Annotated in this window: 16 protein-coding genes, 3 tRNA genes and 4 pseudogenes; 7 read left to right on the forward strand and 16 right to left on the reverse strand. The window is 57.7% G+C overall.

What is annotated here, in order from left to right; all coding sequences use genetic code 11:
• Nucleotides 1-4: 4 nt before the first annotated feature.
• On the reverse strand, nucleotides 5-1189 hold the full coding sequence (locus tag WLO32_RS16310; RefSeq protein WP_435946065.1) for a PLP-dependent aminotransferase family protein: 1185 nt from the start codon (nucleotides 1187-1189) through the stop codon (nucleotides 5-7).
• A 183-nt stretch (nucleotides 1190-1372) separates the two neighbouring features.
• Between WLO32_RS16310 and xni the strand changes: the two genes are divergently transcribed.
• A complete protein-coding gene (gene xni / locus WLO32_RS16315; protein WP_435946067.1) occupies nucleotides 1373-2137 on the forward strand; it encodes a flap endonuclease Xni in 765 nt (254 codons plus the stop codon).
• 108 nt (nucleotides 2138-2245) lie between these two features.
• On the opposite strand, the gene rlmM is transcribed toward xni, so the two are convergent.
• From rlmM to WLO32_RS16335, 4 genes and pseudogenes are all read right to left on the reverse strand, one after another.
• Nucleotides 2246-3352 (reverse strand): 23S rRNA (cytidine(2498)-2'-O)-methyltransferase RlmM, encoded by a 1107-nt coding sequence (rlmM, locus tag WLO32_RS16320; RefSeq protein WP_435946069.1) that lies wholly within the window; start codon nucleotides 3350-3352, stop codon nucleotides 2246-2248.
• A complete protein-coding gene (locus WLO32_RS16325; protein WP_121264050.1) occupies nucleotides 3345-3740 on the reverse strand; it encodes a DUF423 domain-containing protein in 396 nt (131 codons plus the stop codon). The genes rlmM and WLO32_RS16325 overlap by 8 nt, the downstream gene beginning before the upstream one ends.
• A 46-nt stretch (nucleotides 3741-3786) precedes the next feature.
• Nucleotides 3787-4705 (reverse strand): annotated as a pseudogene (gene gcvA / locus WLO32_RS16330) (glycine cleavage system transcriptional regulator GcvA).
• Between the two features lie 342 nt (nucleotides 4706-5047).
• Entirely contained in the window at nucleotides 5048-5275 is a 228-nt protein-coding gene (locus tag WLO32_RS16335; RefSeq protein ID WP_435946071.1) for a YgdI/YgdR family lipoprotein, read from the reverse strand.
• 194 nt (nucleotides 5276-5469) lie between these two features.
• Between WLO32_RS16335 and csdA the strand changes: the two genes are divergently transcribed.
• Together csdA and csdE are read left to right on the forward strand one after the other, a co-directional pair.
• Nucleotides 5470-6675: a cysteine desulfurase CsdA gene (gene csdA / locus WLO32_RS16340; RefSeq protein WP_435946073.1), complete on the forward strand. Its 1206-nt coding sequence runs from the start codon at nucleotides 5470-5472 to the stop codon at nucleotides 6673-6675.
• Nucleotides 6676-7122, forward strand: coding sequence for a cysteine desulfurase sulfur acceptor subunit CsdE (gene csdE, locus WLO32_RS16345; protein WP_435946075.1), 447 nt, complete (start codon nucleotides 6676-6678; stop codon nucleotides 7120-7122).
• Here the strand turns inward: csdE and tcdA are convergent, their stop codons facing one another.
• Together tcdA and mltA are read right to left on the reverse strand one after the other, a co-directional pair.
• A complete protein-coding gene (gene tcdA, locus WLO32_RS16350) occupies nucleotides 7123-7929 on the reverse strand; it encodes a tRNA cyclic N6-threonylcarbamoyladenosine(37) synthase TcdA (protein WP_435946077.1) in 807 nt (268 codons plus the stop codon).
• Nucleotides 7930-8001: 72 nt separating this feature from the next.
• Nucleotides 8002-9109: pseudogene (gene mltA, locus WLO32_RS16355) on the reverse strand (murein transglycosylase A).
• A 208-nt stretch (nucleotides 9110-9317) separates the two neighbouring features.
• Here mltA and WLO32_RS16360 point away from each other — a divergent pair.
• The 3 genes from WLO32_RS16360 to WLO32_RS16370 all read left to right on the forward strand — a co-directional run bounded on the left by WLO32_RS16360 (nucleotide 9318) and on the right by WLO32_RS16370 (nucleotide 9666).
• A tRNA-Met gene (locus WLO32_RS16360) sits at nucleotides 9318-9394 on the forward strand.
• 59 nt (nucleotides 9395-9453) lie between these two features.
• Nucleotides 9454-9530, forward strand: a tRNA-Met gene (locus tag WLO32_RS16365).
• A 59-nt stretch (nucleotides 9531-9589) separates the two neighbouring features.
• Nucleotides 9590-9666, forward strand: a tRNA-Met gene (locus WLO32_RS16370).
• A 69-nt stretch (nucleotides 9667-9735) separates the two neighbouring features.
• Here the strand turns inward: WLO32_RS16370 and amiC are convergent.
• A complete protein-coding gene (gene amiC / locus WLO32_RS16375; protein ID WP_435946079.1) occupies nucleotides 9736-10986 on the reverse strand; it encodes an N-acetylmuramoyl-L-alanine amidase AmiC in 1251 nt (416 codons plus the stop codon).
• Nucleotides 10987-11221: 235 nt separating this feature from the next.
• Here amiC and argA point away from each other — a divergent pair.
• Nucleotides 11222-12554: pseudogene (argA, locus tag WLO32_RS16380) on the forward strand (amino-acid N-acetyltransferase).
• A gap of 38 nt (nucleotides 12555-12592) precedes the next feature.
• Here argA and recD read toward each other — a convergent pair.
• The 8 genes and pseudogenes from recD to WLO32_RS16420 all read right to left on the reverse strand — a co-directional run bounded on the left by recD (nucleotide 12593) and on the right by WLO32_RS16420 (nucleotide 26178).
• On the reverse strand, nucleotides 12593-14428 hold the full coding sequence (recD, locus tag WLO32_RS16385; RefSeq protein ID WP_435946080.1) for an exodeoxyribonuclease V subunit alpha: 1836 nt from the start codon (nucleotides 14426-14428) through the stop codon (nucleotides 12593-12595).
• Entirely contained in the window at nucleotides 14425-17967 is a 3543-nt protein-coding gene (gene recB, locus WLO32_RS16390) for an exodeoxyribonuclease V subunit beta (protein WP_435946082.1), read from the reverse strand. The genes recD and recB overlap by 4 nt, the downstream gene beginning before the upstream one ends.
• 11 nt (nucleotides 17968-17978) lie before the next feature.
• A pseudogene (gene ptrA, locus WLO32_RS16395) lies at nucleotides 17979-20865 on the reverse strand (pitrilysin).
• Nucleotides 20866-21020: 155 nt separating this feature from the next.
• Nucleotides 21021-24395 carry an exodeoxyribonuclease V subunit gamma gene (recC, locus tag WLO32_RS16400; RefSeq protein WP_435946083.1) on the reverse strand — a complete coding sequence of 1125 codons (3375 nt, stop codon included), beginning with the start codon at nucleotides 24393-24395 and terminating at the stop codon, nucleotides 21021-21023.
• 7 nt (nucleotides 24396-24402) lie between these two features.
• Complete coding sequence (locus WLO32_RS16405) at nucleotides 24403-24729, reverse strand: prepilin-type N-terminal cleavage/methylation domain-containing protein (RefSeq protein WP_435946085.1); 327 nt, start codon at nucleotides 24727-24729, stop codon at nucleotides 24403-24405.
• Nucleotides 24726-25157: a DUF2509 family protein gene (locus tag WLO32_RS16410; protein WP_435946087.1), complete on the reverse strand. Its 432-nt coding sequence runs from the start codon at nucleotides 25155-25157 to the stop codon at nucleotides 24726-24728. The genes WLO32_RS16405 and WLO32_RS16410 overlap by 4 nt, the downstream gene beginning before the upstream one ends.
• Entirely contained in the window at nucleotides 25154-25714 is a 561-nt protein-coding gene (locus WLO32_RS16415) for a prepilin peptidase-dependent protein (RefSeq protein ID WP_435946089.1), read from the reverse strand. Before WLO32_RS16415 ends, WLO32_RS16410 begins: the two co-directional genes overlap by 4 nt.
• Nucleotides 25705-26178 carry a prepilin peptidase-dependent protein gene (locus WLO32_RS16420; RefSeq protein ID WP_435946090.1) on the reverse strand — a complete coding sequence of 158 codons (474 nt, stop codon included), beginning with the start codon at nucleotides 26176-26178 and terminating at the stop codon, nucleotides 25705-25707. The genes WLO32_RS16415 and WLO32_RS16420 overlap by 10 nt, the downstream gene beginning before the upstream one ends.
• Between the last annotated feature and the right edge of the window lie 182 nt (nucleotides 26179-26360).

The following is a 26360-nucleotide window of genomic DNA, read 5'->3' on the forward strand; positions in this document are numbered from 1 at the left end:
GGCTTTACAGCGCCGACCTCAGCCGCCGCACCGCCTCATGAAGCTGCTCTTGCGTCGCTGTCGCATAAGAGAAACGCAGCGTCTTTTTATCCGCGTTATCGCTAAAGAAAAACTCGCCGGGCACGTAAACCACGCCTTTCTCCAGCGTCTGCTGCAGCCATTTCGTGGTGTCGAACTCGTAGCGGAATTTCGCCCACAGGAACATGCCTCCCTGCGGCTGGTTAAAGGTGAGGTGCTCCCCAAGCTCTGCCTGCAGGTAATGCGAAAGGCTCAGGCATTTTTGCCTGTAGGCCTCGCGAATCAGCGCGATCTGCGGATTCAGCCGGTTAAGCGTCAGATAAGCGGCCACTAACGACTGTGAGAAAGAGTTTGCGTGCAGATCGGTGGCCTGTTTGACGATCGCCACTTTCTGCTTCATCCATTCCGGCAGGATAAGCCAGCCCACACGCAGGCCCGGCGCCAGAATTTTAGAGAAGGTCGAGGTGTAAACCACGTTTTCGTGATTGCCCCTCTCCGCCGCGACCTGGAAAAGCGTTTTCTCACGCTCTTCGGTAAAGCTGATGGCGCCGTAGGGATCGTCTTCAATAATGATGAAATCGTGCTCGATGGCAAGCTTCACCAGCTTTTCACGGCGCGCGGCGCTAAGGGTTGTGCCGCTCGGGTTACCAAAGGTAGGAACCAGATAAACGCACTTGATGCGGGTCGTTTTAAGCAGCTCCTCAAGCTCGTCGACTATCATGCCGTGCTCGTCGCCGCCTACGGATTTTACCGTCGCTTCGGTGAGGCTAAGAATTTGCAGCGTGGCAAGATAGGTCGGACGCTCAACGACAAAGACGTCCCCGGGATCTGCCAGCGCGCGAATCAGCAGATCCAGCGCCTGCTGGGAGCCGGAGGTAATAAGCAGCTGGTCGGGGTGAGTGGTGATGCCGCGCTCCTGACACAGGCTGACAAGCTGCCGGCGAAGCTCGGGGTTCCCTTCGGTTAAACCGTACTGGAAGGCATCGTTAAAGCTTTCATTCACCACCCTTTGCGTGGCCTGAGCCAGGCCTTCTTTATCGAACAGTTCCGGGGAGGGAATGCCTCCCGCAAGCGAAATCACGCCCGGCATTTTGCTGTGTTTTAAAAGTTCGCGGATGGCTGAAGGCTGCAGGTTCTGGATACGTTGTGCGAGGTGCGTGCTCTTGCTCATATTGTTATCTCTGATTTTTTATTCGCTTAAAATATACATAGCAATCAAATTAATTAGCAATGTCTTTTCAGCGGTAAAAGCGCGGCTTTTTTGCGAGACGCTTTCCCGAATCGATTTCCCGGGTTCGCCCCCCGCGCGGGGAAATGCTAAAGTGGACGAAGTCATTATGGAAAGTGAAAAACAATGAGCATTCATCTACTTATCGTCGACGCGCTGAACCTGATCCGCCGCATTCATGCGGTACAGGGCTCGCCGTGCGCCGATACCTGCCTGCATGCCCTGGAGCAGCTGGTCGCCCACAGCCAGCCGACCCACGCCGTCGCGGTGTTTGACGATGAAGACCGACGCGAAGGCTGGCGGCATCAGGTATTGCCGGACTATAAAGCCGGGCGTGCGCCCATGCCGGAAACCTTGCAGCATGAAATGCCGTCCATCCGGGAAGCCTTCACCCGCCGCGGCGTCGCCTGCTGGCATTCGCCGGGAAACGAGGCGGACGATCTGGCCGCGACCCTGGCCGCAAAGCTCGCGACGGGCGGACACCGGGCCACCATCGTTTCCACGGACAAAGGGTTTTGCCAGCTGCTTGCCCCCACGGTTGAGATCCGCGATTACTTTCAAAAACGCTGGCTGGACGCGCCCTTCATTGCGCAGGAGTACGGCGTGCAGCCCGAGCAGCTGCCGGATTTTTGGGGGCTGGCAGGCATCAGCAGCAGCAAAATTCCAGGCGTTGCCGGCATCGGGCAAAAAAGCGCAACGCAGCTGATAAATCAGTTTTCAACGCTTGAGGAACTCTATCAGCGGCTGGACGAGGTGCCGGAAAAATGGCGGAAAAAGCTGGAGGCGCACAAAGAGAGCGCCTTTATCTGTCGTCAGGTCGCGCGCCTGCAGACGGATTTAAAGCTGGACGGGAATTTGCAGCAGCTGCGGCTGCCCGCCGGCCGCTCATAATCCCGATATTTACGCCAGGCGGCGCTTTGCTTACCCGGCCTGCAATTCGATTGGCAGGCCGGGTAAGCGACTCACCGTCCGACAATATTTACCGCAAAATCCAGAAACCTAACTACGCTCGTCGCGACGGCCGCCTACGGCTGCCCACATGCGGCGAACGTGCACGGTGACCTCTTCACGATCGTGATAAAGCTGCCGCGCCTGGATCTGCGCGCTGATGCCGTTTTCATCGAGCTTTTCGCGGATCAGGGCAATGTTTTGCGAAACCTCTTCATAGCGTTTTTTCATCGGCAGCTTGAGGTTAAAGATGGTTTCCCGGCACCAGCCGTTTACCAGCCAGGTGGCCATCAGGCTCGCGACTTTCGCCGGCTTCTCCACCATGTCGCATACCATCCAGGAGATATTGGTGCGCGTCGGCTTATATTTAAAGCCGTCTTCACGCAGCCAGGTGACCTGTCCGGTATCCATCAGGCTTTGCGCCATCGGGCCGTTATCTACGGACGAAACCCACATGTTGCGTTTCACCAGCTGATAGGTCCAGCCGCCGGGGCAGGCGCCCAGGTCTACCGCGTACATGCCGTTTGCCAGGCGCTCGTCCCACTCGTCGGTGGGAATAAAGACGTGGAAGGCCTCTTCAAGCTTAAGCGTGGAGCGGCTTGGCGCATCCGACGGGAATTTAAGACGCGGAATGCCCATATAGAAAGGCGAGTTGTTGTCGGCGTAGGAATAGCCGGTATAGCAGCAGCCCGGGGCAATAAAGAACACGTGCACCACCGGGCGTTTCGGCGTTTCGTAATTAGTCAGCACGCCCGCTTCGCGCAGGCTGGCGCGCAGCGGTACGGTAAGCTTGCGGCAGAACTTCATCAGCTCTTTGCTTTCGTTGGTATCGGCAACTTCCACGCGCAGTTCGCCGCCCTTCTCAACCACGCCCTGCAGCATGCCGGTAATCGGCGTGATGCGATCCTCCGGCGGCAGATCTTTTAACAGCTCACCGGCGACGATCATCTGGCGGGCAAAGATCAGATCGCTGAACGGCAGCTGGCGCGCCAGCCTGTCGGCGTCATCCTGCTGGTAGCATTCAAAAACGACGTAGCCGCTGCTTTCTTTTACGCGCGCAAAACCGTATACGCCCCGCTGGCCTGCTTTATCGGTAATTTCCGCCGCGCACTCTTTTTCGAAGCCCTGGCGGCAGTACAAAATAACTTTACTATTCATGGCTTGCGCCCTTACGTTTCAGGCGCATTGCACCAATCAACATCAAAACCCAGCCGGCGAGGAAGCTTACCCCGCCGACCGGTGTAACAAACGCCCACAGGCGTAAATGCGACAGCGCCAGGCAATAAAGGCTGCCGCTGAATAACACGGTGCCAAGCGCCATAAACACGCTGCTCCAGTAAAACCAAATGCTGATACGGCGCTGCATCGCCACCGCGAGGCCAAAGATAGCCAGCGTGTGAAACGCCTGGTATTCAAGCCCCGTCTGGATCCAGCCCATCTCGACAACGCCGAGAGATTTGCTTAACACGTGCGCCCCGAAGGCGCCCAGAGCAACAAAAATAAAGCCGCTGATAGCGGTAAAAATCAGCATGAAACGGCTGGTCATGGTGTAACCCTAAATGTAAGGCGCGGCATGCCGCGCGATGATTTACTTATTGATCGTAGCGAAAGCGAAATTTTTCTTGTTCGCTGGCGGCTTTCGCCAGGATCCACTGTCGGAATGCGGCTATTTTACCGAGTTCTGCCTGACTGTCATGACAAACAAGATAAAACGCGTTTTTACTCACCAGAACGTCGTTAAAAGGACAAACCAGGCGGCCTGCTTCGATTTCAGACTGCGCCATCACGTTGTTTGCCAGCGCAATGCCCTGGCCGTGAATGGCGGGCCTGCAGCACCATTGCGCTGTGGCTAAAGATGGGGCCTTGCTGCACGTTGATATGGCTTACGCCCAGCTGGCGCGTGTAGGTTTGCCAGTCCCGCCGCGAAGCGTCGTGCAGCAGCGTGTGCCGGGCCAGGTCTTCCGGCGTTTTGATCGGCCTGTCGCCGGTAAGCAGCATCGGCGAACAAACCGGCAGCAGGTATTCGGCGTAGAGCTTCTCGACCCGCAGGCCGGGCCAGTTTCCGCGTCCGTAAAAAATAGCCACGTCGACGTCGTCGGAAAGCTTGTCCTCCTGGCGGTCCACCGCCTGGATTCGCACATCGATTCCCGGATAAGCTGAGTTAAAGCTGGAAAGGCGGGGCACCAGCCAGTGGATGGCAAAACTTGGCAATAAGCTTACCGTCAGCGCGCCTTTTGCGCTCCTTGCCTGCAGCTTGCGGGTCGCTTCGGTGAGCTGGGAAAAAATCTCTTTAATATCGAGGTAGTAGCTCTGCCCCTCTTCGGTAAGCAGCAGCGAACGGTTACGGCGACGGAACAGTTTTAGCCCTAAAAAGTCCTCAAGAGACTTAATCTGGTGGCTAACTGCCGCCTGGGTAACAAAGAGCTCTTCGGCCGCTTTCGTAAAGCTCAGGTGGCGGGCGGCGGCATCAAAAACACGTAAAGCATTCAGAGGTGGCAAGCGCTTGGACATAGTTGACAGGCTTAAATGTTAATGGCTGTTAACAAACAGGTTATTTAATTAACCTATTAGTTTTTTTTATCTGAGCCATTATAAATTGTCCGTTGAGGATGCACCAGCAAATACCTATAGTGGCGGCACTTCCTGAGCCGGAACGAAAAGTTATCTGGAATGCGTGTTCTGGAGGGCTTTTGGCTTACGGTTGTGATGTTGTGTTGTTGTGTTTGCAATTGGTCTGGCATTCCAGACCCCGGTAGCTAAGCTACCCCTTTTTCACTTCCTGTACATTTACCCTGTCTGTCCATAGTGATTAATGTAGCACCGCTTAAAGCGGTGCTTTTTTTTATTCGCTTATTAGTGCTTAAGCTCAACCATCTCTTTTACGTCACTACGGTTAATCTGCTGCTGGTTGCCGTTGGCATCTTTATACTTAATCATGCCGGTTTCGTCATCGGTCTTCGGCTTACCGTCAGAGACGATAGTGCGTCCGTCGTTGGTGTGCATTACGTAGTTCGGGCTGGAACATGCTGCGAGTGCGAAAGTCATCATACATGCAGATACAATAGCGGCTGCCTTATTCATAATTCTTCTCCTTGTATAGAGTTTAATGCTACTTAAATCTCTTCTGCTTACGGGCTGAAACCTTAGCCTAACAATTATTAGCATAACTCTCTTTTGCGACTTTGCCAGGTTAAGCAGATAATTCCGATAGTTACGCATACCTTGTGCAGCCTTAAGAAATGCGCCACGATCTATGGATTGCAACGAGGATAACCATGAAAGCATTTAACCCCGCCCATTTCCGCAGCCAGTTTCCGGCGCTGGCGGATGCCGGCGTCTATCTGGACAGCGCGGCGACGGCATTAAAGCCCCAGGCGGTGATTGACGCCAGCCAGCAGTTCTACAGCCTCAGCGCGGGCAACGTTCATCGCAGCCAGTTCCCAACCGCACAGCGCCTCACGGCCCGTTACGAAGCCGCGCGCGAAGCCGTGGCGAGCTTGCTGAACGCCCCTTCCGGCAAGGACATTATCTGGACGCGCGGCACCACCGAGTCCATTAATCTGGTCGCCCAGTGCTATGCGCGTCCGCGCCTGCGGGCAGGCGACGAAATCATTATCAGCGAGGCCGAGCACCACGCTAATTTCGTGCCCTGGCTGATGGTCGCGGAGCAAACCGGCGCGCGTATCGTCAAGCTGCCGATCGGCAAAGATTACCTGGCCGATCTCGCCCTGCTCCCGGCTTTGCTCAGCGAACGCACCAGGATTCTGGCGCTGGGGCAGATGTCGAACGTAACCGGCGGCTGCCCGGACCTGGCGCGGGCCGTTAGCCTTGCGCACGGCGTCGGCGCGGTGGTCATGGTGGATGGCGCGCAGGGCGTGGTGCACTGCCCGCCGGACGTTCAGGCGCTGGATATCGACTTTTACGCGTTCTCCGGCCACAAGCTCTACGGGCCGACGGGCATCGGCGCGCTGTACGGCAAAAGCGCGCTGCTGGCGGAGATGTCGCCGTGGCTTGGCGGCGGTAAAATGATCACCCATGTCTCGTTTGACGGCTTTAAAACCCAGGCGGTGCCTTATCGCTTTGAAGCCGGCACGCCAAACGTTGCCGGAGTGATTGGTCTGAGCGCCGCGCTTGAATGGCTTGCAGCAACAGACGTGGCTGAAGCGGAAGCCTACAGCCGGGGCCTTGCGACGCTTGCCGAGGCGCAGCTGGCAAAGCGCCCGGGCTTTCGCAGCTTCCGCTGCCAGGACTCGAGCCTGCTGGCCTTTGATTTCGCCGGCGTGCACCACAGCGACATGGTGACGCTGCTGGCGGAATCAGGCATCGCGCTTCGCGCCGGGCAGCACTGCGCTCAGCCGCTGCTGGCGGCGCTGGGCGTAAGCGGCACGCTCCGCGCTTCTTTCGCTCCTTACAACACGCAAAGCGACGTGGACGCGCTGGTGAAAGCCATCGACCATGCGCTGGATATTCTGGTGGATTAAATGACAAGTGGATTCTTAGCCGGGCATCCGTTCGGCAAAACGGTTACCCCTGACGTGCTGCGCGCCACCTTCGTCCCCTTACAACAGTGGGAAGATAAATACCGTCAGTTAATCATGCTGGGTAAACAGCTTCCCGCCCTACCGGCAGATTTAAAGCGCGATGAGATAGAAATAGCCGGCTGTGAAAACCGCGTCTGGCTCGGCCACGAGCGTGAAGCAAACGGAACGCTGCACTTCTATGGCGACAGCGAAGGGCGCATCGTAAGGGGGTTGCTGGCGGTGCTGCTGACGGCGATCGAAGGCAAAACGGCGCAGGAGCTGCGAAGCGCGGATCCGCTGGCGCTGTTTGACGAACTAGGCCTGCGCAACCAGCTCAGCGCCTCCCGCAGCAGCGGGCTGACGGCACTGGCCGAGGCCGTGCGCCAGGCCGCCCGGGACGAGGCGTAATCAGGCGCTTCTCGCCGCCTTCGCCATCATCTTTTTAAGCACGTGGGAAACCGCTACAAAGCCAAAGCTGGCGGTGACCATGGTCGCCGCGCCAAAACCGGACGCGCAGTCCATACGTTTTGGGCCGTCGGCGGTGCTTTTGGCCGCGCATACTGAGCCGTCAGCCTGCGGATAAACCAGCGCCTCGGTGGAAAACACGCAGTCCACGCCCAGCTTGCCCTTGCTGTTCTTCACCACGCCAAAATCGCTTTTCAGCCTTTCGCGCAGTTTGGCCGCCAGCGGATCCTGAATGGTCTTCGCCAGATCGGCGACCTGGATCTGCGTCGGATCGATCTGTCCGCCTGCGCCGCCGGTTGTCACTAAGGGGATCTTATTGCGACGGCACCAGGCTATCAGCGCCGCCTTAGGCCGCACGCTGTCGATGGCGTCAATCACATAGCTAAAGCCCTGGCTTAACAGCTGCCCGGCGTTATCGGCCGTAATAAAATCATCCACCACCGTCACGCGGCATTCCGGATTAATTTCGCGGATTCGCGCCGCCATCACTTCCGTTTTGGCGAGGCCGACGTTATCGCGCAGCGCATGAATCTGACGGTTAGTGTTCGTCACGCAGACGTCGTCCATATCGATAAGCGTAATCGCCCCGATACCGGTCCGCGCGAGCGCTTCTGCCGCCCATGAGCCAACGCCACCGATACCGATGACACAAACATGCGACCGGGCAAACAGCTGCAGAGCATCGCGCCCGTAAAGACGAGCGGTGCCGCCAAAGCGTTGCAGCCAGGCATCGGAGAGAACGACAGACATCAGGGTATCCTCAGGAAAAAACAAACGGGCTGATTATACAGCCCGTATATTAAAGGTGGAAAGTTAGGGGCATTAACCGCTAAAGACGTTACCGCCAGCGCCCGTACCCGGCGCGTTTTTCAGCACCCAGACGCGGCCATAGTGGTTATACCAGCCGGCGCGATGGCCGGCCTCCGGCCCGATCCCCTGGTAGATATCGAAGTGTTGTCCTTTAATGGCTCCGCCCACGTCCAGCGCCACCATGACCCGCAGCTCATACTGCCCGTTGAACTTGCCGTTGTTGTCCAGCAGCGGCACTTCCGCCAGCAGCGTGGTGCCCGCAGGGATAATGGAACGGTCGGAAGCTACCGACGCGCGGCCAATCAGCGGCACCGCGCTGGCGCCTTTCACCGGCGCGTAGCTGGCAGGCTTGAAGAAGACGAAGGACGGGTTTTGCTCCAGCAGCTCCTGAACTTCAGCCTCGCTGTGCGTTTCACCCCAGTGGCGAATCGCCTGCATCGACATATCTTCTTTTTTCACTTCGCCGCGATCGATAAGCACCTTGCCGATGCTGCGATAGGCGTGGCCGTTTTTCCCGCCGTAGCCGAAGAAGGTCAACGGCCCGGCCGTCGCCAAAGTCGATATAGCCGCTGCCCTGCACGTCCATAATGAAGTTATCCATCAGGGAATTGCTGTAAGCGAGCACGTAGCTGTCGCTCAGCGCGCCGCTGTAAATCTCCGCGCGCGAAGGCAGGCGTCCGCGTTTAGGCGGCATGCGGTAGATGGGGTACTGGAATTCGCCCTGGCGGGTATAGCGCGCCTGCACCACCGGCGTGTAGTAGCCGGTAAACTGTACGTTGCCGTAGTTATCCGCCCCTTCCATCTGCCAGGCGTCCAGGCCGTACTGGCTTAGCTGACGCGTATCGCCGCCCGCCCGCAGCCATTGCTGCACGGCGCCGTAGACGCCGCTTTTGCTGCCATAGAGTCTTGGGGAGGCCGAACGAATCTGATTAACCTGCTCGGCGAAGTCCCCGCTGTTAACGGGCGCGCCTACCGCATCAGGCTGGTTAACCAGCGAAAAGGGTTGGGTGAACTTGCCGTCTTTATATTGCTGGCCCTTGTCGGTCGGTTTTGAAGAACAGGCCGCCAGCGCCGCCACCATTACGCCTGTTACAATGTACTTAATCCAACGTCCTTTCATCACTGCCTCGCCCTGGGTTATGCCGCTACACGCCACGCGAAGATAGCAAACACGCCGCGAGAATTAAATGCGTTGCGCCTGTCCGGCAACGACGGTGTACATAAATTAATCAAAAAGCCGGTATTTTCAACAACCTGTGACAAATTAAGCATTTTTAAAAAAAAGGGTTGCATCAAAAAGCGAGCAGAGTATAGTGCGCATCCACGGACGCGGGGTGGAGCAGCCTGGTAGCTCGTCGGGCTCATAACCCGAAGGTCGTCAGTTCAAATCTGGCCCCCGCAACCAATTAAGCCGCTGTTTAGCGCCGTGATGCGAATCATGTGGGAATAAAAGCAGTAACCGGACGCGGGGTGGAGCAGCCTGGTAGCTCGTCGGGCTCATAACCCGAAGGTCGTCAGTTCAAATCTGGCCCCCGCAACCAACTAAGCCGCTGTTTAGCGCCATGATGCGAATCATGTGGGAATAAAAGCAGTATCCGGACGCGGGGTGGAGCAGCCTGGTAGCTCGTCGGGCTCATAACCCGAAGGTCGTCGGTTCAAATCCGGCCCCCGCAACCAACTTTAAAAGCACCTTAACGGGTGTTTTTTTGTCTCTGAAATCCGCCCCTCAGCAAGAAAAACGGCGCCTTATCCGCGCCGTGCAAGCGTTGCCCCATCGGCAAAATACGCTTTGATACCGGCCAGAATAGACTCGGCCACTTCCTGCTGGAAGGCGGCGGTACGCAGCTTGCGTTCTTCATCAACGTTGCTTAAAAACGCCGTTTCCACGAGGATAGAGGGAATATCCGGGGCTTTTAGCACCGCAAAGCCTGCCTGATCGACGCTGTTTTTATGCAGCTTATTCACGCGTCCCAGCCTCGTGAGCACCTCTTTACCAAACTTCAGGCTGTCGTTGATAGTAAGCGACTGCACCATATCGAACATGGTGTGATCGACGTAGCGATCGCCGCTCCTGCTTATTCCCCCAATCAAATCCGAGGCGTTCTGCGTTTGCGCCAGGTATTTCGCCGCCGTACTGGTCGCGCCCTTGGTGGAAAGCGCAAATACCGACGAGCCGCGCGCCGCGCCGCTGGTAAACGCATCTGCGTGGATCGACACGAAGAGATCCGCGCGCTGCTTCTGCGCTTTGGCCACGCGCACCTTCAGCGGGATAAATACGTCTTCGTTGCGCGTCATATACGCCTTCATGTTCGCTTCTTTGTCGATCAGCGCCTTCAGGCGCCGCGCGATCTTTAACACGATATCTTTTTCGCGGGTTTTATTCGCTCCGATGGCCCCCGGATCCTCGCCGCCGTGCCCCGGATCGAGCATGATGACGATCGGCCTGTCGCGCCCGGCTTTACCCGGCTTCGGCCCCTGCTCGGCCGGCATTTTTTTATCCAGCTCGCCGTTGTTGTAATCTTCCAGCAGCGCAAGCAGCGGATCCTGCTGGCTATTCATATTCGCCGGATAAAGATCCATCACCAGGCGTTCTTTAAATTCGGCAACCGGCGCCAGCGCGAACAGCTGCGGGCTAACGTTTTGTTTCAGCTCAAAAACCATGCGCACGGTTTTGGGATCGAACTGCCCTACGCGCGCAGACTTAATAAAAGGATCGTCCGAACGGATCTGGTTGCCGAGGCCCTTGAGCACCGAGTTCAGGTTGACCCCTTCGATATCCACCACCACACGTTCCGGATTGCTTAAAGCAAACTGCTTATACTTAAGCAGCCGGTTGGACTCCAGCGTCACGCGGGTATAGGAGGAGGCTGGCCAGACGCGTACGGCAATGACCTGGCTTGCGGCGGCCAGACCGACCTGACTTACGCTTAATAGCCACATGGCGCCTGCGCCCTGCAGCAGGCGGCGACGGCTAATTAATGAACTGGAATCTGACATAGCTCTCCTGAGCGCCATCTTTTGCAAAGAGTAAAGACGGAAATTCTAATTTTTTTAGCCGAAAACTTTAACGAATCACGCTGTTACTGTCATCCATAAAAGGGTAAACATTCTCAAAGCTGCTTAAGGCGCGCGTCGGCGACGTCTTCTTCGATGTGAAATTGCTGCTTGCGCCCGGCGCAAGAAAAGAATAAAAATACACAAATTACGAATAATCATGCAATGAGGGTTTGCCGTGGTGAAGGAACGCAGAACCGAACTGGTACAGGGATTCCGCCATTCTGTTCCCTATATAAATGCCCATCGGGGGAAAACGTTTGTCATTATGCTTGGCGGCGAAGCCATTGAGCATGAGAACTTCTCGAGTATCGTCAACGATATTGGCCTGCTGCACAGCCTGGGCATCCGCCTGGTGGTGGTTTACGGCGCCCGCCCGCAGATTGACGCCAACCTGGCCGCTCACCAGCACGAGCCGGTGTACCACAAGTACACCCGCGTCACCGACGCCAAAACGCTGGAGCTGGTAAAACAGGCGGCGGGTTTGCTGCAGCTGGATATTACGGCGCGGCTTTCCATGAGCCTTGGCAACACCCCTTTGCAGGGCGCGCATATTAACGTGGTCAGCGGCAACTTTATTATCGCTCAGCCGCTCGGCGTGGACGACGGCATCGACTACTGTCACAGCGGGCGCATTCGCCGTATCGACGAAGAGGCGATTCATCGCCAGCTTGATAACGGCGCCATCGTACTGCTGGGGCCGGTGGCGGTTTCGGTAACCGGCGAAAGCTTTAATCTCACCTCTGAAGAAGTCGCCACCCAGCTGGCGGTGAAACTCAAGGCCGAGAAGATGATCGGTTTTTGCTCATCCCAGGGCGTAACCGATGACGACGGCAATATTATCTCCGAGCTGTTTCCAAACGACGCGCAAAGCCGCATTGAAGAGCTGGAAAGCGCCGGCGACTATCACTCCGGCACGGTACGTTTCCTGCGCGGAGCGGTGAAGGGCCTGCCGCAGCGGCGTGCGCCGCAGCCATCTGATTAGCTATCAGGAAGACGGCGCCCTGCTGCAGGAGCTGTTCTCGCGCGACGGCATAGGTACGCAGATAGTGATGGAAAGCGCCGAACAAATCCGCCGCGCGACCATTAACGATATCGGCGGCATTCTTGAGCTGATTCGCCCGCTGGAACAGCAGGGCATTCTGGTGCGTCGTTCACGCGAGCAGCTGGAAATGGAAATTGATAAGTTCACCATCATCCAGCGCGATAACCTGACCATCGCCTGCGCGGCGCTGTATCCTTTCCTGGAAGAAGGAATCGGTGAAATGGCGTGCGTGGCGGTACATCCGGATTACCGAAGCTCATCGCGAGGCGAAGTGTTGTTGCAGCGTATCGCGGCGCAGGCCCGTCAAATGGGGCTAAGCAAGCTGTTCGTGCTGACGACGCGGAGTATTCACTGGTTCCAGGAGCGCGGCTTTACGCCGGTGGATGTGGACCTGCTGCCGGAAAGTAAAAAAGAGATGTATAACTACCAGCGCCGCTCAAAAATTCTGATGGCGGATTTAGCCTGAGCCAGGGCGGGCGGCGAAAGCCCACCCGCCCGGCAAAACTACTCAAACACCTCAATCAGGCCGCTGCGTCTTTCCGTACGCGTCATAATCGCTTTCTCAAGCACGCGGTCTTCGGCATACAAAGACAGCCGCCTGCGCGCGCGCGTAACGGCGGTATACACCAGCTCACGCGTCACGACCGGCGTGAACTGGTTGGGCAGCACCAGCGCCGCATGATCGAATTCAGACCCCTGGGACTTATGCACCGTCATCGCAAAGGCGGTGTCATGATCCGGCAGGCGGCTTGGCTGCACTGACTTCACCGAGCCGTCCGGCAGTGAAAACCAGACGCGCAGCCCCTCGCCTCTTTCCAGCGCAATGCCGATATCGCCGTTAAACAGCCCCAGCGCGCTGTCGTTACGGGAAATCATAATCGGGCGGCCGCTGTACCAGCGCGATGAAGAAAGCGTCGGCCTGTTAATCAGGCGCTTATTAATCAACGCCTGCTCTATTCTTTCATTCAGTCCGCTAACGCCGAAAGGCCCTTCCCGCAGCGCGCACAGCAGCTGGTAGCGCCCAAAGGCTTCCAGAATTTGCTCGGGCGCCGCATGCTGGCGCATTAATTCAAGCCAGGCACCATAGCTTTCCAGCGCATCCGCAATCATCGCCGCGTAATCATCGCTCTCACGCAGCGGCCTTTTGCTTATATCGGCAAAGCCCAGGCTAAAGGTTGCCTGCGCCTGACGCGCATCGCTGGCGTTTACCGCCAGGGCCAGCTGCCCGATGCCGGACTGGCTGTCGAAGCGGTAGCTTTTTTGCAGCAGGCATAAACCATCGCGCAGGGCGCACGCCCGCTCGCCCTGCCCGGCAGGAATTAAATAATCCGTAATGCGGCTTAGCTCCTGCGCGCGCGCGGCGGAATAGCCGAAGGTCACGTAATGGCAGATATCCCCCAGCACGGCGCCGGCTTCCACGGACGCCAGCTGGTCGCGGTCGCCAAGGAAGATCACCCGCGCGTGGGCCGGCAGCGCGTCTATCACCTTCGCCATCATCGGCAAATCCACCATCGAGGCTTCATCCACCACCAGCACGTCCAGATGCAGCGGGTTGCCGGCATGGTAGCGCAGGCGCTGGCTATTCGGCTGTATGCCCAGCAGGCGGTGCAGCGTGCAGGCATCCTCCGGCAGCGCTTCCTTTTGTTTATCGCTCAGCGGCAGGCGGCGCAGCGCCGAACCGAGCGATTCCGTTAAGCGAGCGGCCGCTTTGCCGGTAGGCGCTGCCAGCTGAATACGTAACGGGCTGTCGCCAGAAAGATGCACCAGCGCCGCAAGAAGTTTGGCGACCGTGGTGGTTTTCCCCGTGCCGGGCCCGCCGGAAATCACCGAGATCCTTCTGGTCAGCGCCACCGCCGCCGCAACCTTCTGCCAGTCAATATCGTTCATCGGCTCAAAAAGATGGTTCAGCACCATCGCCAGCTGCTGCTCATCCAGCGGCATCGGGCGGTTTTCGGCGCCAAAGAATCGAGCCACGGCGCGCTCGTTTTGCCACATCCGGTTCAGGTAAAGCCGCTCGCCAATCAGCTTTAGCGGCGTGGCGTCGTCGTTTTCGCTGACCGCATGCGAGGCGAGCAAGATACTTTTCCAGTCGCTCACCTCGCCCGCGGCGGCGAAAAGCTGCTCCGCCAGCGCCAGCTGCCGCCCTGCAAACCAGTATTCAGGCGTCAGCCGGGAAAGCGGCAGGCAAACGTGCCCCTCGCCCGCATCGTGGCTCAACAAAGCGGCGGCCAGCATAATGGCCGGCTGCTCATCGCTGGCCACCATCATGGCGAACTGAACGTCCAGCGCGCGGAGCAGCTTTTGATCGACCGCCTGCTGCAGCCATTGGGACATCTTCATGGCATCACCTCTTCTTGAGCGCCGGCAAATAAGGCATCCATCTTTGTAATAAGCTCGGCTGCAGGGCGAGTGGAAAAAATGCCCTGCGACGACCCCTTGCCTTCCACTCCGCGCAGGAAGAGATAAATCACCCCGCCGAAGTGGGTTTCATAATCATAATCGCAAAGGCGATGACGCAGGTAGCGGTGCAGCGCCAGCGTGTAGAGCTGATACTGCAAATCGTAACGATGGGACTGCATGGTGCCCGCCATCGCCTGCCGGGTATAGGCGCTGCTGTCTTCGCCTAACCAGTTTGATTTGTAATCCAGCAGGTAATAACGACCCTGCCAGCGGAAGACCAAATCGATAAAGCCCTTGAGCATGCCCCGCACCTGACGGAAATTCAGCGGCGGACAGCCCGCCGAAAGCGGATCGTATTCGCGTATAAGGCTGTCCAGATCTTCGGCGCGCAGATCCGTTTCGACAGGCAGATAAAACTCCAGTTCCACCTGTTTTTCTTTCGCCGTCAGCTGGTTAAGCGACACGCCCGTATCATTTAGCGGAGCCTGCAGAATCTCGCCCAGCCAGCTGCTGAGCACGGGCTGCCAGTGCTCGCCAAACCCCTGCAGGCTTAACGCTTCGCTTAACCAGGCTTCATCCAGCGGTTGGGTAAAATCGATGCCTTCGAACAGGCCGTGCAGGAAAGTGCCGGGCGCCGCGCCGCGAGGGAAAGTATGCGGATTAAGCGCAGGCTCGGCAGCCTCCTGCCCGGCGCCCGCGCCGTCCACGTCAAGACGCGGCAGTAAATCCAGCGCCAGGCTTTGACCGTGCTGCTGCAGCCCGGAATAGCTGGTCACCCGCCAGTTATCGGCAATACGCCTTTGCAGCACGCGGGCGCTCAGCTCAGGCCGCTTAGCCGCAGCGGGCTGCCAGGGCTGCGGATCCTGCGGCTTTAACGGCTCGACGCTAATCGCCTCGCAGGCGACGGCTTCAAGGCATGCCTGCAGGCCGGCGGCGTCCTGCGCTTCACCTTTTTGCAGCAGGTAGCCCAGCGCGCCAAGGTGCAGGTCGCTGGCGCCTTTTTTGGCGCGCGTGCCGCGAAAAAGCGGGGCCACGCCCAGGCTGCAATGCCAGATGGAGCGGGTCAGCGCCACGTACAGCAGCCGCAGGTCTTCCGCGAGGCGTTCTTCTTCCGCAAGGCTCAGGCTTTCCTCGTTGTCGCTCAGGTCCAGCAGCGAGGTAAAGGTGGTGCGATCGTGGTACAGGCCGCTGCTCTGCAGGCGGAAATTGGCGATAAACGGCAGCCAGACCAACGAATATTCAAGCCCTTTAGACTTGTGAATGGTGACCACCTGAACCAGGTGCTTATCGCTTTCCAGCCGCAGCTGCTGGCTGGAAGCGTTGCTGTCAGGCTCCGCGATTTGCTGCGCCAGCCAGCGAACTAACGCGTGTTCGCTATCCGCCTGCGCTGCGGCCTCCTGCAGCAGTTCGCTGATATGCAGAATATCCGTCAGACGCCTTTCGCCGCCGGGCGTTGCCAGCAGGTTTTCCGCAACCTGACGCGCCGCCATCAAGCTGCGCAGCATCGGCATCACGCCGCGACGCAGCCAGATTTGCCGATAGCCGGTAAACTCTTCCACCAGCCGGTCCCAGGCCTCTTCGTCTTCGTTTAGCGCTTCGATACGCCGCGCATCCAGCCCTAAGGCGCTGGTCGCCATCGCGCTGCGCAGCGTAGATTCTATTTCCGGCGCCAGCACCGCCTGCAAAATCCACAGCAGTTCGCGAGCTTCCGGCGTGGCGAAGACGGAGTCGCGATTTGAAAGATAAACCGAAGGGATATTCAGGCCGCCAAGCGCCTCGCGAACTATCGCCGCCTCATTCCTGCTGCGCACCAGAATGGTGATGTCAGATGCCTGCACCGGGCGGGATTTATCCCCCTGCCACAGCAGCGCGTCGCCGCGCAGGCCGGCGGCTAACCAGTCGCGGATCTGTTGCGCGCACTGTATCGCCATGGTTTGTTGGTAATCACTTACGCTACAGCCGTCGCCCGGCTGCAACCAGAGCGACATCGCAGGCAGCGTCTCGCCGCGAACGGTAAACCGCAGGCCGCTATTTTTAGGCGCGGCCTTTACCGGCAAGAAAGGTATCTGCTGGAACAAAAAGGGGTTTTCAAGCTGGCTGAACAGGGTGTTTACGCTGGCTATCATCGAAGGAGACGAGCGCCAGTTTGTGTCCAGCGTATAGCGATCGCTTACCTCATGCCGCGCTTTAATGTAGGTGAAAATGTCCGCGCCGCGGAACGCATAAATCGCCTGCTTGGGATCGCCGATCAGCAGCAGCGCGGTTTCCGGCTGCCGCATATACAGCCGACGGAAAATACGATACTGCTGCGGGTCGGTATCCTGGAATTCGTCAATCATCGCCGCCGGGAAGCGGGCGCGAATGGCCGCGGCGAGGGCATCACCGCCCGGCTGGCGCAAGGCTTCATCAAGTCGGCTAAGCATATCGTCAAAGCCCAGCTCGCCGCGGCGGCGCTTTTCCCGCTGCACGATATAGCGAATTTCCGCCATCGCGCGGGCGATGACCAGGTCGCGAAGCGTGAGAGGCTCCGCCAGCAGCGCCGTAATTTCGCTGAAAACGGGATGGCGCGGCGGCTCGCCCTTTTTCGTTTTTTCATCAAGCGTCGCCTGCGAAAAACGGCTTAAGGCCTCCGGCAGCTGATAGCTGGATGTTTCGCTTTGCGCCCACTCGCCAACGATACTAAGCCAGTTGGGCAGGTTCTTGCTGCTGTAGCTGCGCCTGTCGACGCCGGACTGGTCAATAACGGCCGCAATATCCTGCGCAGCAGCCCGCCAGTGCGCCTTCACGCCATCAATGGCGGCAACAATCTTTTCATGGCGCGCGATCAGGGTTTCATTATCGGCCGGCGGCTGTTTTAACGCAGGCTGTTCGCCCTGCAGCCAGCTGTTGATGTCGCGCAGCAGCTCTTCGGGCCCGGACCATTGTTCGCTCATCGCCTGCGCCACCGGCTTAGGCAGCGGGTAACAGTGGCGACGCCAGAAATCGGCGCAGGCGTGGCGGCGCAGCTGCGACTCATCTTCAATAAGCTGGTGTTCGAACAGCATGCCTGATTCAAAAGCGTTCAGGCTGAGCATCCGCTGGCAAAAGCCGTGAATGGTGAAAATAGCGGCCTCGTCCATCTGCTGTTCTGCCAGACGTAAGATTTGCGCCGCCTGCTGGCGGTCGGGAATTTGCTCCAGCAGATTCGAAAGCAGCGGATTTTCGGTACGGTTGCGCACGCAGGCGATGCACAGCTCATGAATATTGGCGCGAATACGGCCACGTAGTTCTTCCGTGGCCGCTTCGGTAAAGGTCACCACCAGCAACTCTTCAACGCCGAGCGGGCGAGGGAAAGCGGCGCTTCCCCCCAGGCCCAGCAGCAATCGTAAATACAGCGCCGCTATAGTAAAGGTTTTCCCGGTGCCGGCAGAAGCTTCAATCAGTCGCTCGCCGATGAGCGGCAAGCTTAGTGGATCAAGGGGCTGAGCGGTTCCGGTCATTATTTCTCACTTTATTTAGCGTCTGTCAGCGGCAACGATTGTTGCAGGCTGCTGACCCCCTCCCAGGTTTTCCAGCCCTGCGGCGTGGCGTATTCCGCCTTGCCGTTATGGCTGCCGGAAACCTGCGACAGCATGGCCGCGCCCTGGGGTTCAATCACCGCCTGATGGAAGTAATCCGCAAGCTTAACGGGAGTCAGCTTTTTAATTTCGGCGATTACTTTATCACGCGAATCGAAGGCCAGGTTTCCCCGGTCGAAATCTTTGCTCAGCTGAGAGGCCTCCTGGGACAAAGTCTGCGGAGCCTGCAGCATCTCGTTGATAATGCCCTGCTGGATCTGGGCGAAATCTTCGGCGCTCATGGTGCGTAACCTTTGTTCGACCGTCGGATAAAACGCCTTAAAGCGTTCATAGAGGTAAGCCGGCTGCTTATCGCTGCTTTGCAGCAGGAAGCCTATCCCCCACTGGCGGCCAACGGACATCGGGAAAGCGAATACCGCGTAGCCAAGCTGTTCGCGGGTACGCAGCTGGTTGTAGAACCACGGCTGAACGATCTGTCCCAGCATAGAGCTGTAGGCGGTGCTTACCGTCTCGTCGTAGCCTTCGGGAACATAAACGGCAGCCAGGGCCGAGTCCGTGCTGCTTCCCGCCTTCTCAAACTTCGCCAGCGTCTGTTTATCGACCAGCACGTCTTTGTTGCGGCACCACTCGTTGCCTTTGGTGGCCAGCTGGCTTTGTACCTGATGCGCCAGGGTTTTAGCCTGTTCCGGCGCCATATTGCCCAGCACCAGGAACTCGGGTTTAGCATTATCTTTTAAGATATCGCGATAGGCCAGAACGTCTTTTAAGGTGATGTCCGTCAGCAGGGCGCGACGCTCCTCACGCTGGAAGTAAGGAACCTGCGAGACCATCTGCACCGGCATAATAGCCTGGTCGTAGGCCTTGCCTTTATCCGCCGAGTCCATCATTTGCGCATACCAGGACTTCGCCTGATCGAGCTGCTCCTGCGTTGGGGTATAAGAGAAATACCCCGCCAGCAGCGCTTCAAATAGCTGCGGCAGGCGTTGCGTATAGCCGTTAGCGTTCACCATCAGCCCGCTGTTCGCATTGGTGGAGAAGCTGATGCCGCCGATGGCCGCCTGGTTGCTTAATTCGTCCAGCGCGATGCCGGCCAGGTAATCGTTAAGCGCGAACAGCACCTGATTTTTGGCGCTGTCCATCGCCCGCGGGTTACGCAGCACCAGCGTCACATCGGCCTTTGGCTCCTGGCCAAAATATTTACTCGGCATATAGAGCACGCGCAGGCCCGGCTCTTTCACCAGCAGTTCCGGGTGAAGATAGGTTTTCTGCGGCTTGATTAACGTAAAATCATCCGGAATATAGGGGTTGAGCTGCGGCAGCGTCAGGCTTATGGCTGCGGCTTTCTGCTGCCAGTCGCTAAAGGTCTGCTCGCTGATTTTATCGACCTGGTAGGGGGCATCCACAAAGTAGGCGGTTTTGTTATGCGGCTCTTTCGGGCTGATATACCAGACGCGGGCATTTTGCGGCGTCATCATCTCAAGCCGGGCTTTGATGGCCGCGGGGTCGAAACGATCGGCGATGTTGATTGAATCAAGGGTGTGCTCAACCGGCACGCGCAGCATGGTGTCCGCCAACCACTCCACGTAGTCCATATCGCGGTTGATGGAGGGATAGCGGAAATCCAGATCCAGCACGTGCGCCAGCTCGTCGAAATAGCTTTTATCGATGCCGTTCTGACGCAGCTTATTCAGGTAGCTGAAGATGGCGGGCCACCACCTCATCGCGCTGCGCGAGCCCTTTGTCAGTTAAAGAGACGGAAATAGCGAAAACGCCGCTATTGCCGTTAATTAACGGATCGGAATCGGCGCGGATGCTGTCGGCGAGGCCCTGCTTTTGCAGCCAGTCGGACAAGGTATTTTCGCTGCGGTTGCCAATCAGGTAGCCGATCAGCTCATCGGTTTTGCTGCGGAATTTGTCGCTGTTGTTATCTATGCGAAATTCGACGCGCAGCACCTTGCGCGGCAGTGCCGGCACATAGTGAATGATGATGCCCTTCTGCGCATCCGTCACCACAGGAACCGTAATAACCGGCTTCTCAATATTTTTGTTCGGCACGCGCCCGTAAGTTTCCACAGCGATTTTTGCCAGCTCAGGCAAAGGCTTATTGCTGTAAATCACGGCTTTCATCAGGTTGGCGGAATAGTACTGATTGCGAAACGCCACCAGCGCATCAAGCAGCTTGCTGCCCGGCTTATCGCGCAGGGTTTCGAGATTGCCGCCTGAAAAACGCGAGCCGGGGTGCGCCGGGTTGAGCGTTTCGGCGCTAACCTGCGCCATACGCATACCGTCACGGGCGCGCGCCAGGGTCAGCTCCGCATTAACCGCATTACGCTCACGCTCGGCATATTCCGGGGCCAGATTAGGCTCGGCAATGGCATCGGCCAGGCGGTCGACTGCGCCCGCCAGCGCATCGTTTTCAACTTCCATATAAAACGCGGTGCGGTAGGTCGCGGTGCTGGCGTTATGGCTGCCGCCGTGCTTTTTAAGGAATTCAGACAGGCTGTCCGGCTCAGGATATTTCTTTGAGCCCATAAGCGTCATGTGTTCAAGATAGTGCGCAAGGCCCAGATGAGCGTCAGGATCCTCAAGCGACCCGACGGGCACAACCAGCGCAGACAAGGATTTCACCGCCTGCGGGTCACTGACCAGCAGGACCGTCATCCCATTATCCAGACGCACCGCCTGATACTGGCGATTATCCTTTTCGCTTTTACGAATGGTTTCCTGGAGGGGCTGCCAGCCCGTATCTGCCTGACTTAATGGTGCCCAAAGAGCAGCTAACAAGAAAAGCGGTTTGAACCAGGTGCTGCAGTTAGGCATTCACGAACCTCATCATCACGGACCTACTTAACTCACTCATAATTAACAACTTTTGACTTATTTCGCTATCTTAGCTGTTACTTTTTTCGCCAGCCCTGAGCAAGTTGCGCATCATAGATGAACTTGCCGTGCTGTGCAATTTTTATACAATTATTTTAAGACTCGTTGTAACGAAACAGGGGCAGCAGATAACGTTGCGCTTGCCGAATAATGGCTTCGTAATAGTCATTATCCAGGGTGCGGTATAAACGCTGCAGCCAGATATCCGCCCCTTCGCCTTCTACCATCTGGTTACCTTCCCAGGCCGCCAGCAGTTTGCTTTTGGCCTTCTGCTGCGTTTGCTCATCCCATAAAATGGCATCATTTGCCGGGTCGTAACAGGCTTTTATCCACGCCCCGCCGCTATTTGGTAGCAGCAAAAGCGGCTGGCTTAGCCCTTCCCGATAGCCTTCAATCAGTTGCAGCAGGTAGCTTTTTGCCTGCTCAGGCTCAAGCGCCGAAAAATGCCATTGCGAAGATTTTCGTCCGTACATTCTGCTGCTGCCCTTGCCGCCCATAGCGCACCAGACGACGTGCTCAACCCACAGCTGCATGCCATGGGCGACGTTTAGCACCGATGGACGCCAGCGCAGCAGGCCGTCTTCCTGAACATCCGACAACCACCCTACCAGTCTTGTTCCCGCAAGGGTTAAATCAACCTCTTTGCTGGTGCCGTTTTGCCGTTCAGCTATCACTTTTGTCGACAGCTCTTCCATTTCCGTTAACTGTTTTTCCCAGACTATTTCACCAAACGCCCCATACGGCAGGGCGCCTGCGGCACGGTAGCGGCGGAAAAGCTGCTGAGGATCGCCGCCCACAATCAGCGTGTTGAGCAGCTGCTGATTCATCTGGAATCGTTCGAGGCCGTCGAGCGTAAAGGGTTCCGCGTCCGGCAGCTCGGTCTTATCCAGCCAGAAGTTAACCCCCAGCCGCATCTGGAAAAAGGCGCGTACCGGATGACGCCAGAACCGCTGTAGCTGTTCTAAAGTGATTTCCTCCGGCGCCTTATCCTGCAATACCTGAATAAACGGCGCGTGGACTTCGCCCTGTTCGCAGGCCGCCGGCAGCCATTCGCTGGCATAGCTTTGCCCGCGGGAGACGGGTATAAAATTGCCTGCGTCAAACGGCGTGCGGCTGTGCTGGTAAATGAGATGGGCTTTTACCCTCTCCCCGCTTTCATCGCAGTTAAGCGCGGCGTCCTGCGGCAGGCAGTGGCTCTGGGCGATATAGTTCAGCAGCTCTTCCACCAGCACGGACGGATAGCGCTTGCTGTTATCCTGGATAGAACGCCCGATATAGCTGATATAAAAGCGCTGCTGGGCCGAGTTCAGGGCTTCAAGGAACAGGTAGCGGTCGTCATCCCGGCGGCTGCGGTCTCCGCGCTGCGGCGACTGGCTCATCAGGTCGAAGCCCAGCGGAGGCTGCGTACGCGGATAAACGCCATCGTTCATGCCCAGCAGGCAAACAACCTTGAAGGGGATAGAACGCATCGGCATCAGGGTGCAGAAGTTTACCGGACCGGCGAGAAAACGCGGGCTGATGCGTTCCTGATCGAGCCGCAGCGCCAGTTCATCATGCAGCAGCGTAAGCGGCACCGGCTGTTGATAGCAGGCATCCAGGCCGTGCTTAATCATCTCCTGCCACTGCTTTTCAATAAGCGCCAGCGCCGCCTCGGTGTCCTGGTCCGGCAGGAAGAAGCACTCCAGCATTTCCCGGCAAACCGGCACCCATTCAGCAAGCGGCCTTTCGGCACAAAGCGCCTGTCGCCAGCGGTTAAGCTGCATCAGCAGTTCGGCCAGCTGCCCTACCAGTTCGGCAATTAAGCCGCTGGATTCGTCATAAGGCAGCACGGACTGCCATTCGCCTGCGTTACTGTCCATGGCGTAACCCAGAAGCATACGGGTCAGGCCGAAACGCCAGGTGTGTTGCCCGGTAGCCGGAAGATCGAATTCCAGCACGTTGTCGTCATCAATGCCCCAGCGCACGCCGGATTCGTTCACCCACAGGCGCAGATAGCGCAGCCCTTCTTCGTTGATGGCAAAGCGTGCGGCCAGCGCAGGCACCTCAAGCAAAGCCAGCACGTCTTCCGCCATAAAACGGCTGTTCGGCAAAGAAAGCAAAGTGGTAAACGCCTGCAGCGCGGGATGCGCCTGGCTTGCCCGCCGGTCGGAAATAGCGAAGGGCAGCCAGCGGTCTGGCGCCGCGTTGCCAAAGGTGGCCTGAATAAACGGGCTGTAGCTGTCGATGTCCGCGACCATCACGATGATGTCGCGGGGCGTTAGCGCGGGGTCCGCATCCAGCATGGCCAGCAGCCGATCGTAGAGCACCTCCACTTCCCGCTGCGGGCTGTGGCACTCGTGGAAGGTGACGGAGCGATCGTTAGGATCGAGCGTTCGCTTGTTATGACTATGCTTATAATCTTCCTCCGTCAGCCCTGCTACCGCATTGTTTTGTAGCTCCAGCAGATCGAACTGCAGGCTATGCAACAGGTTATCCGGCTCGATATCCACAAACACATCGATCTCTTCAAACTGTTCCAGCTCCGCCAGCAGAAAAGTGTAATCACGGCCGGTTTTCCCCCAGGAAGCGAGCATGGGGTTGCCTACGTCCTGCTCTCCGTCGTCATTAAAGAGCGAGGAAGCCGTCTGGTTATCCTTAAATAATGGCAGCGAGCTGTTTGCCTGATAATGGCTGCGACGCCGACGGCTTAATAACCGCGCCAGATACGCCGGGTCTTTAATATCGCCCCAGTAATAGCGGCAAGGATTGGTGAACAGGAGATGGACGTCGATATGCTTACCCAGCGCCTGCAGGGCCTGCAGATAAACCGGCGGCAAAGCGGAAATACCGCAGATAAATACCCGAGGCGGCAGACCCGGCGGGCACTCATCGCTCTTTTCCAGGGCGCTGATAAACCGCTGATAGAGATTCGCACGGTGCCATTCCGGCTGGCCCATCTCACGGGTATGCTCTACCAGCGCGGCCCACAGCGGCGCCTGCCAGAGCTGCGCATCGCCCGCGCCGTCCACCAGCTCGCCCGCTTCCCATTTGCTTAGCCAGCCGGGACGATAGACAAGATACTGGTCATAGAGATCCGCAATGCGTGAAGCCAGCTGGAAGAGCTTACGCCCGTGGTCATCTTCCGTCAGATAGTGCTGCAACAGCGCAAACTCAGGCCTTTCCAGCATGCCGGGAATCAGCTTCATAAGTTTCCAGCTCATACTTTGTTTGTTAAAGGCGCTTTCATCGGGCACGTCCGGCAGGACGCGAACAAACATTTCCCAGATAAAGCTCGCCGGCAGCGGAAAGGCTATATTGGCGGCGATACCAAACTTTTGCGCCAGCGTCATTTGCAGCCATTGCGCCATTCCCGTGCTTTGCACCAGCACCACCTCCGGCTGGAACGGATCGGGAAGAGGCTGCCCTTCCACAATAAATTCCATGATGGCTTCCAGGACATCAAGGCGGTTGGAATGATAAACACGCAACATAGAATCGCTACTCCTGACTTTTCTCTTTCTGCGGGCAATGCAGCCGCGACAGCTGTCCTGAACGCCCCGCGGGGCTGGTAATATTAACGGCGATGCTGACACATCCTGCTGCAGTTGTCTGCTGCCGGGTAATTTTCCATGCGGGTAAAGGCTCCGGCGCCCCGGGCTCGCTCATTTCAGCAGCCAGACGCCACAGTTGGCGAAACTGCCATTGCGCCTGAAACCCTTGCTGTAACACCCGGTGATAGCCGAGCAATACCGCCATCACCATGGCGAAAAGCGCCAGCGAACAGAGGACCTCAGCCAGGCTGAAGCCACGTTGCTTTAACCTCACAGTGGGAGCTGACACCGCGCGGCCTCCCTGAAAGGACAGAAATCGAGCCAGCCGTGCGGGGCTGCGCGCCAGCGCGCATCCTCAAGACTTCCCCAGCGCCATAGCGTAACAGGCGTTGCAGCCTGCGCGGCCAGCTTTTGCGCCGCCATCAGCGTCTCCCCTTTCTCCGTTGATAAAATGCAGGCGCGCCATTGGTTTCCCTGCTGCTGGCAATGCCACCGCGTTGTTGTCGGCCAGCGCTGCTGGCTTCCCCAGGCAAGGGCAGACACGGCAGCGGCATACTCTTTAAGGAAGCTGATTTCGCTGGCAACCGTCTTCTGCTGCTGGTTTAGCTGCTGTTGCAGACCGTTTAGCATTACCATGCCCAGGGACAAAAGCAGCAGGACGAAGGCCAGAGAGCTGCCGCCGCGCTGGAAATCTGTTTTCACAGGTTATATCCCACAACGCTATGCCTTAGCGAGACGGGCTGCGCTCCTGCCCGCAACGAGGCGCTTAGCTTAATTTCCAGCAGCGGCTGCAGGGCTTCACGCGCCAGCTGGGTTACCGAGAAATGGGTTATCGCCATCATTTCCGGATCCGTTATTTTCTCCCAGCCGGCGCCCTCACAGCTGGTCGCCCCTTTTAGCGTCTCCATGCTGCCGTTTCGCAGCCTGAATCCCGTCGTTTCGGCTTCAGCATGCCCGGACGGCTCCCACTGCCCGTTGCTGTTGATATCCCACTGCGCCAGCACGCATTCTCCTCCTTTGATAAGCGTTAAGCCCTTTCCTTTACATATTCCGTGACAGTAACCCGCGCGCTGCAGATGTTTTCCTATGCCAAAAACCAGCTGCCAGAGGGATTCCTGCAGATTTTGTTGCTGATATTGCAGCAGCACGCCCCGCTGAAGCGTGGGGAAAAGCCGCCCGGCGCCAAGTAATACAGCGCTGCTCAACGCCATGGCGATCAGCGTTTCGAGCAGGCTGAATCCCTTCTCATTCACACGCATTTTTTCGCTTCGTCCTTTTTACAGATGCGGATGCGCCCCCATGCGGAAAGAATGACGCGCCATTCTCCGGCAGGGCTGCGTAATATCAGATGGCCGGGCCACGCCGTATTTCGTGTACCGTAAAAACCCAGCCCCGCGGTCATTTCTATGACTTCCACCTCCGAAAATGCCTGCGCCAGCCCCCAGCGAGAGGCGCTTTCACACGGCTTATCTGCCGCCAGACGGCTCGACAGGCACCACCGGGTACCGGAACGGGACAGATTAAGCAGGTGCTCGACGTTTCTCCAGTTAGCGTCGCTGCGCAGCTGCTGCAGAAGATTTCGCACCTGCTGCACCGTTATCCATAGCCGCTGCTGCTGCCGCCATTTCTGCCAGCCATGTATGCCGCCCGCGCCCAGCGTCACGATAATAGCCATCACCAGCATGACCTCCACAAGACTAAAACCACGCAGCTTTCTTTTCATGACGAGAGTGTGCCCGGCGCTGTAACAGGCCGCCAGCGGGCAAGTAAATTTCATCGAACCTGGCCGAAAAAAATATGCTCTTTTGCAGCGGGTTACATCAGTGCCGGCAGGAGGCTCGAAAAGCCAAAAGAAGGGCAAAAAAAACCGGCGCACGCAGGCGCCGGTTGTGTCAGCCTGTCGGC

The organism is Dryocola mayonis, assembly GCF_051307045.1.
Taxonomy (GTDB): Bacteria; Pseudomonadota; Gammaproteobacteria; order Enterobacterales; family Enterobacteriaceae; genus Dryocola.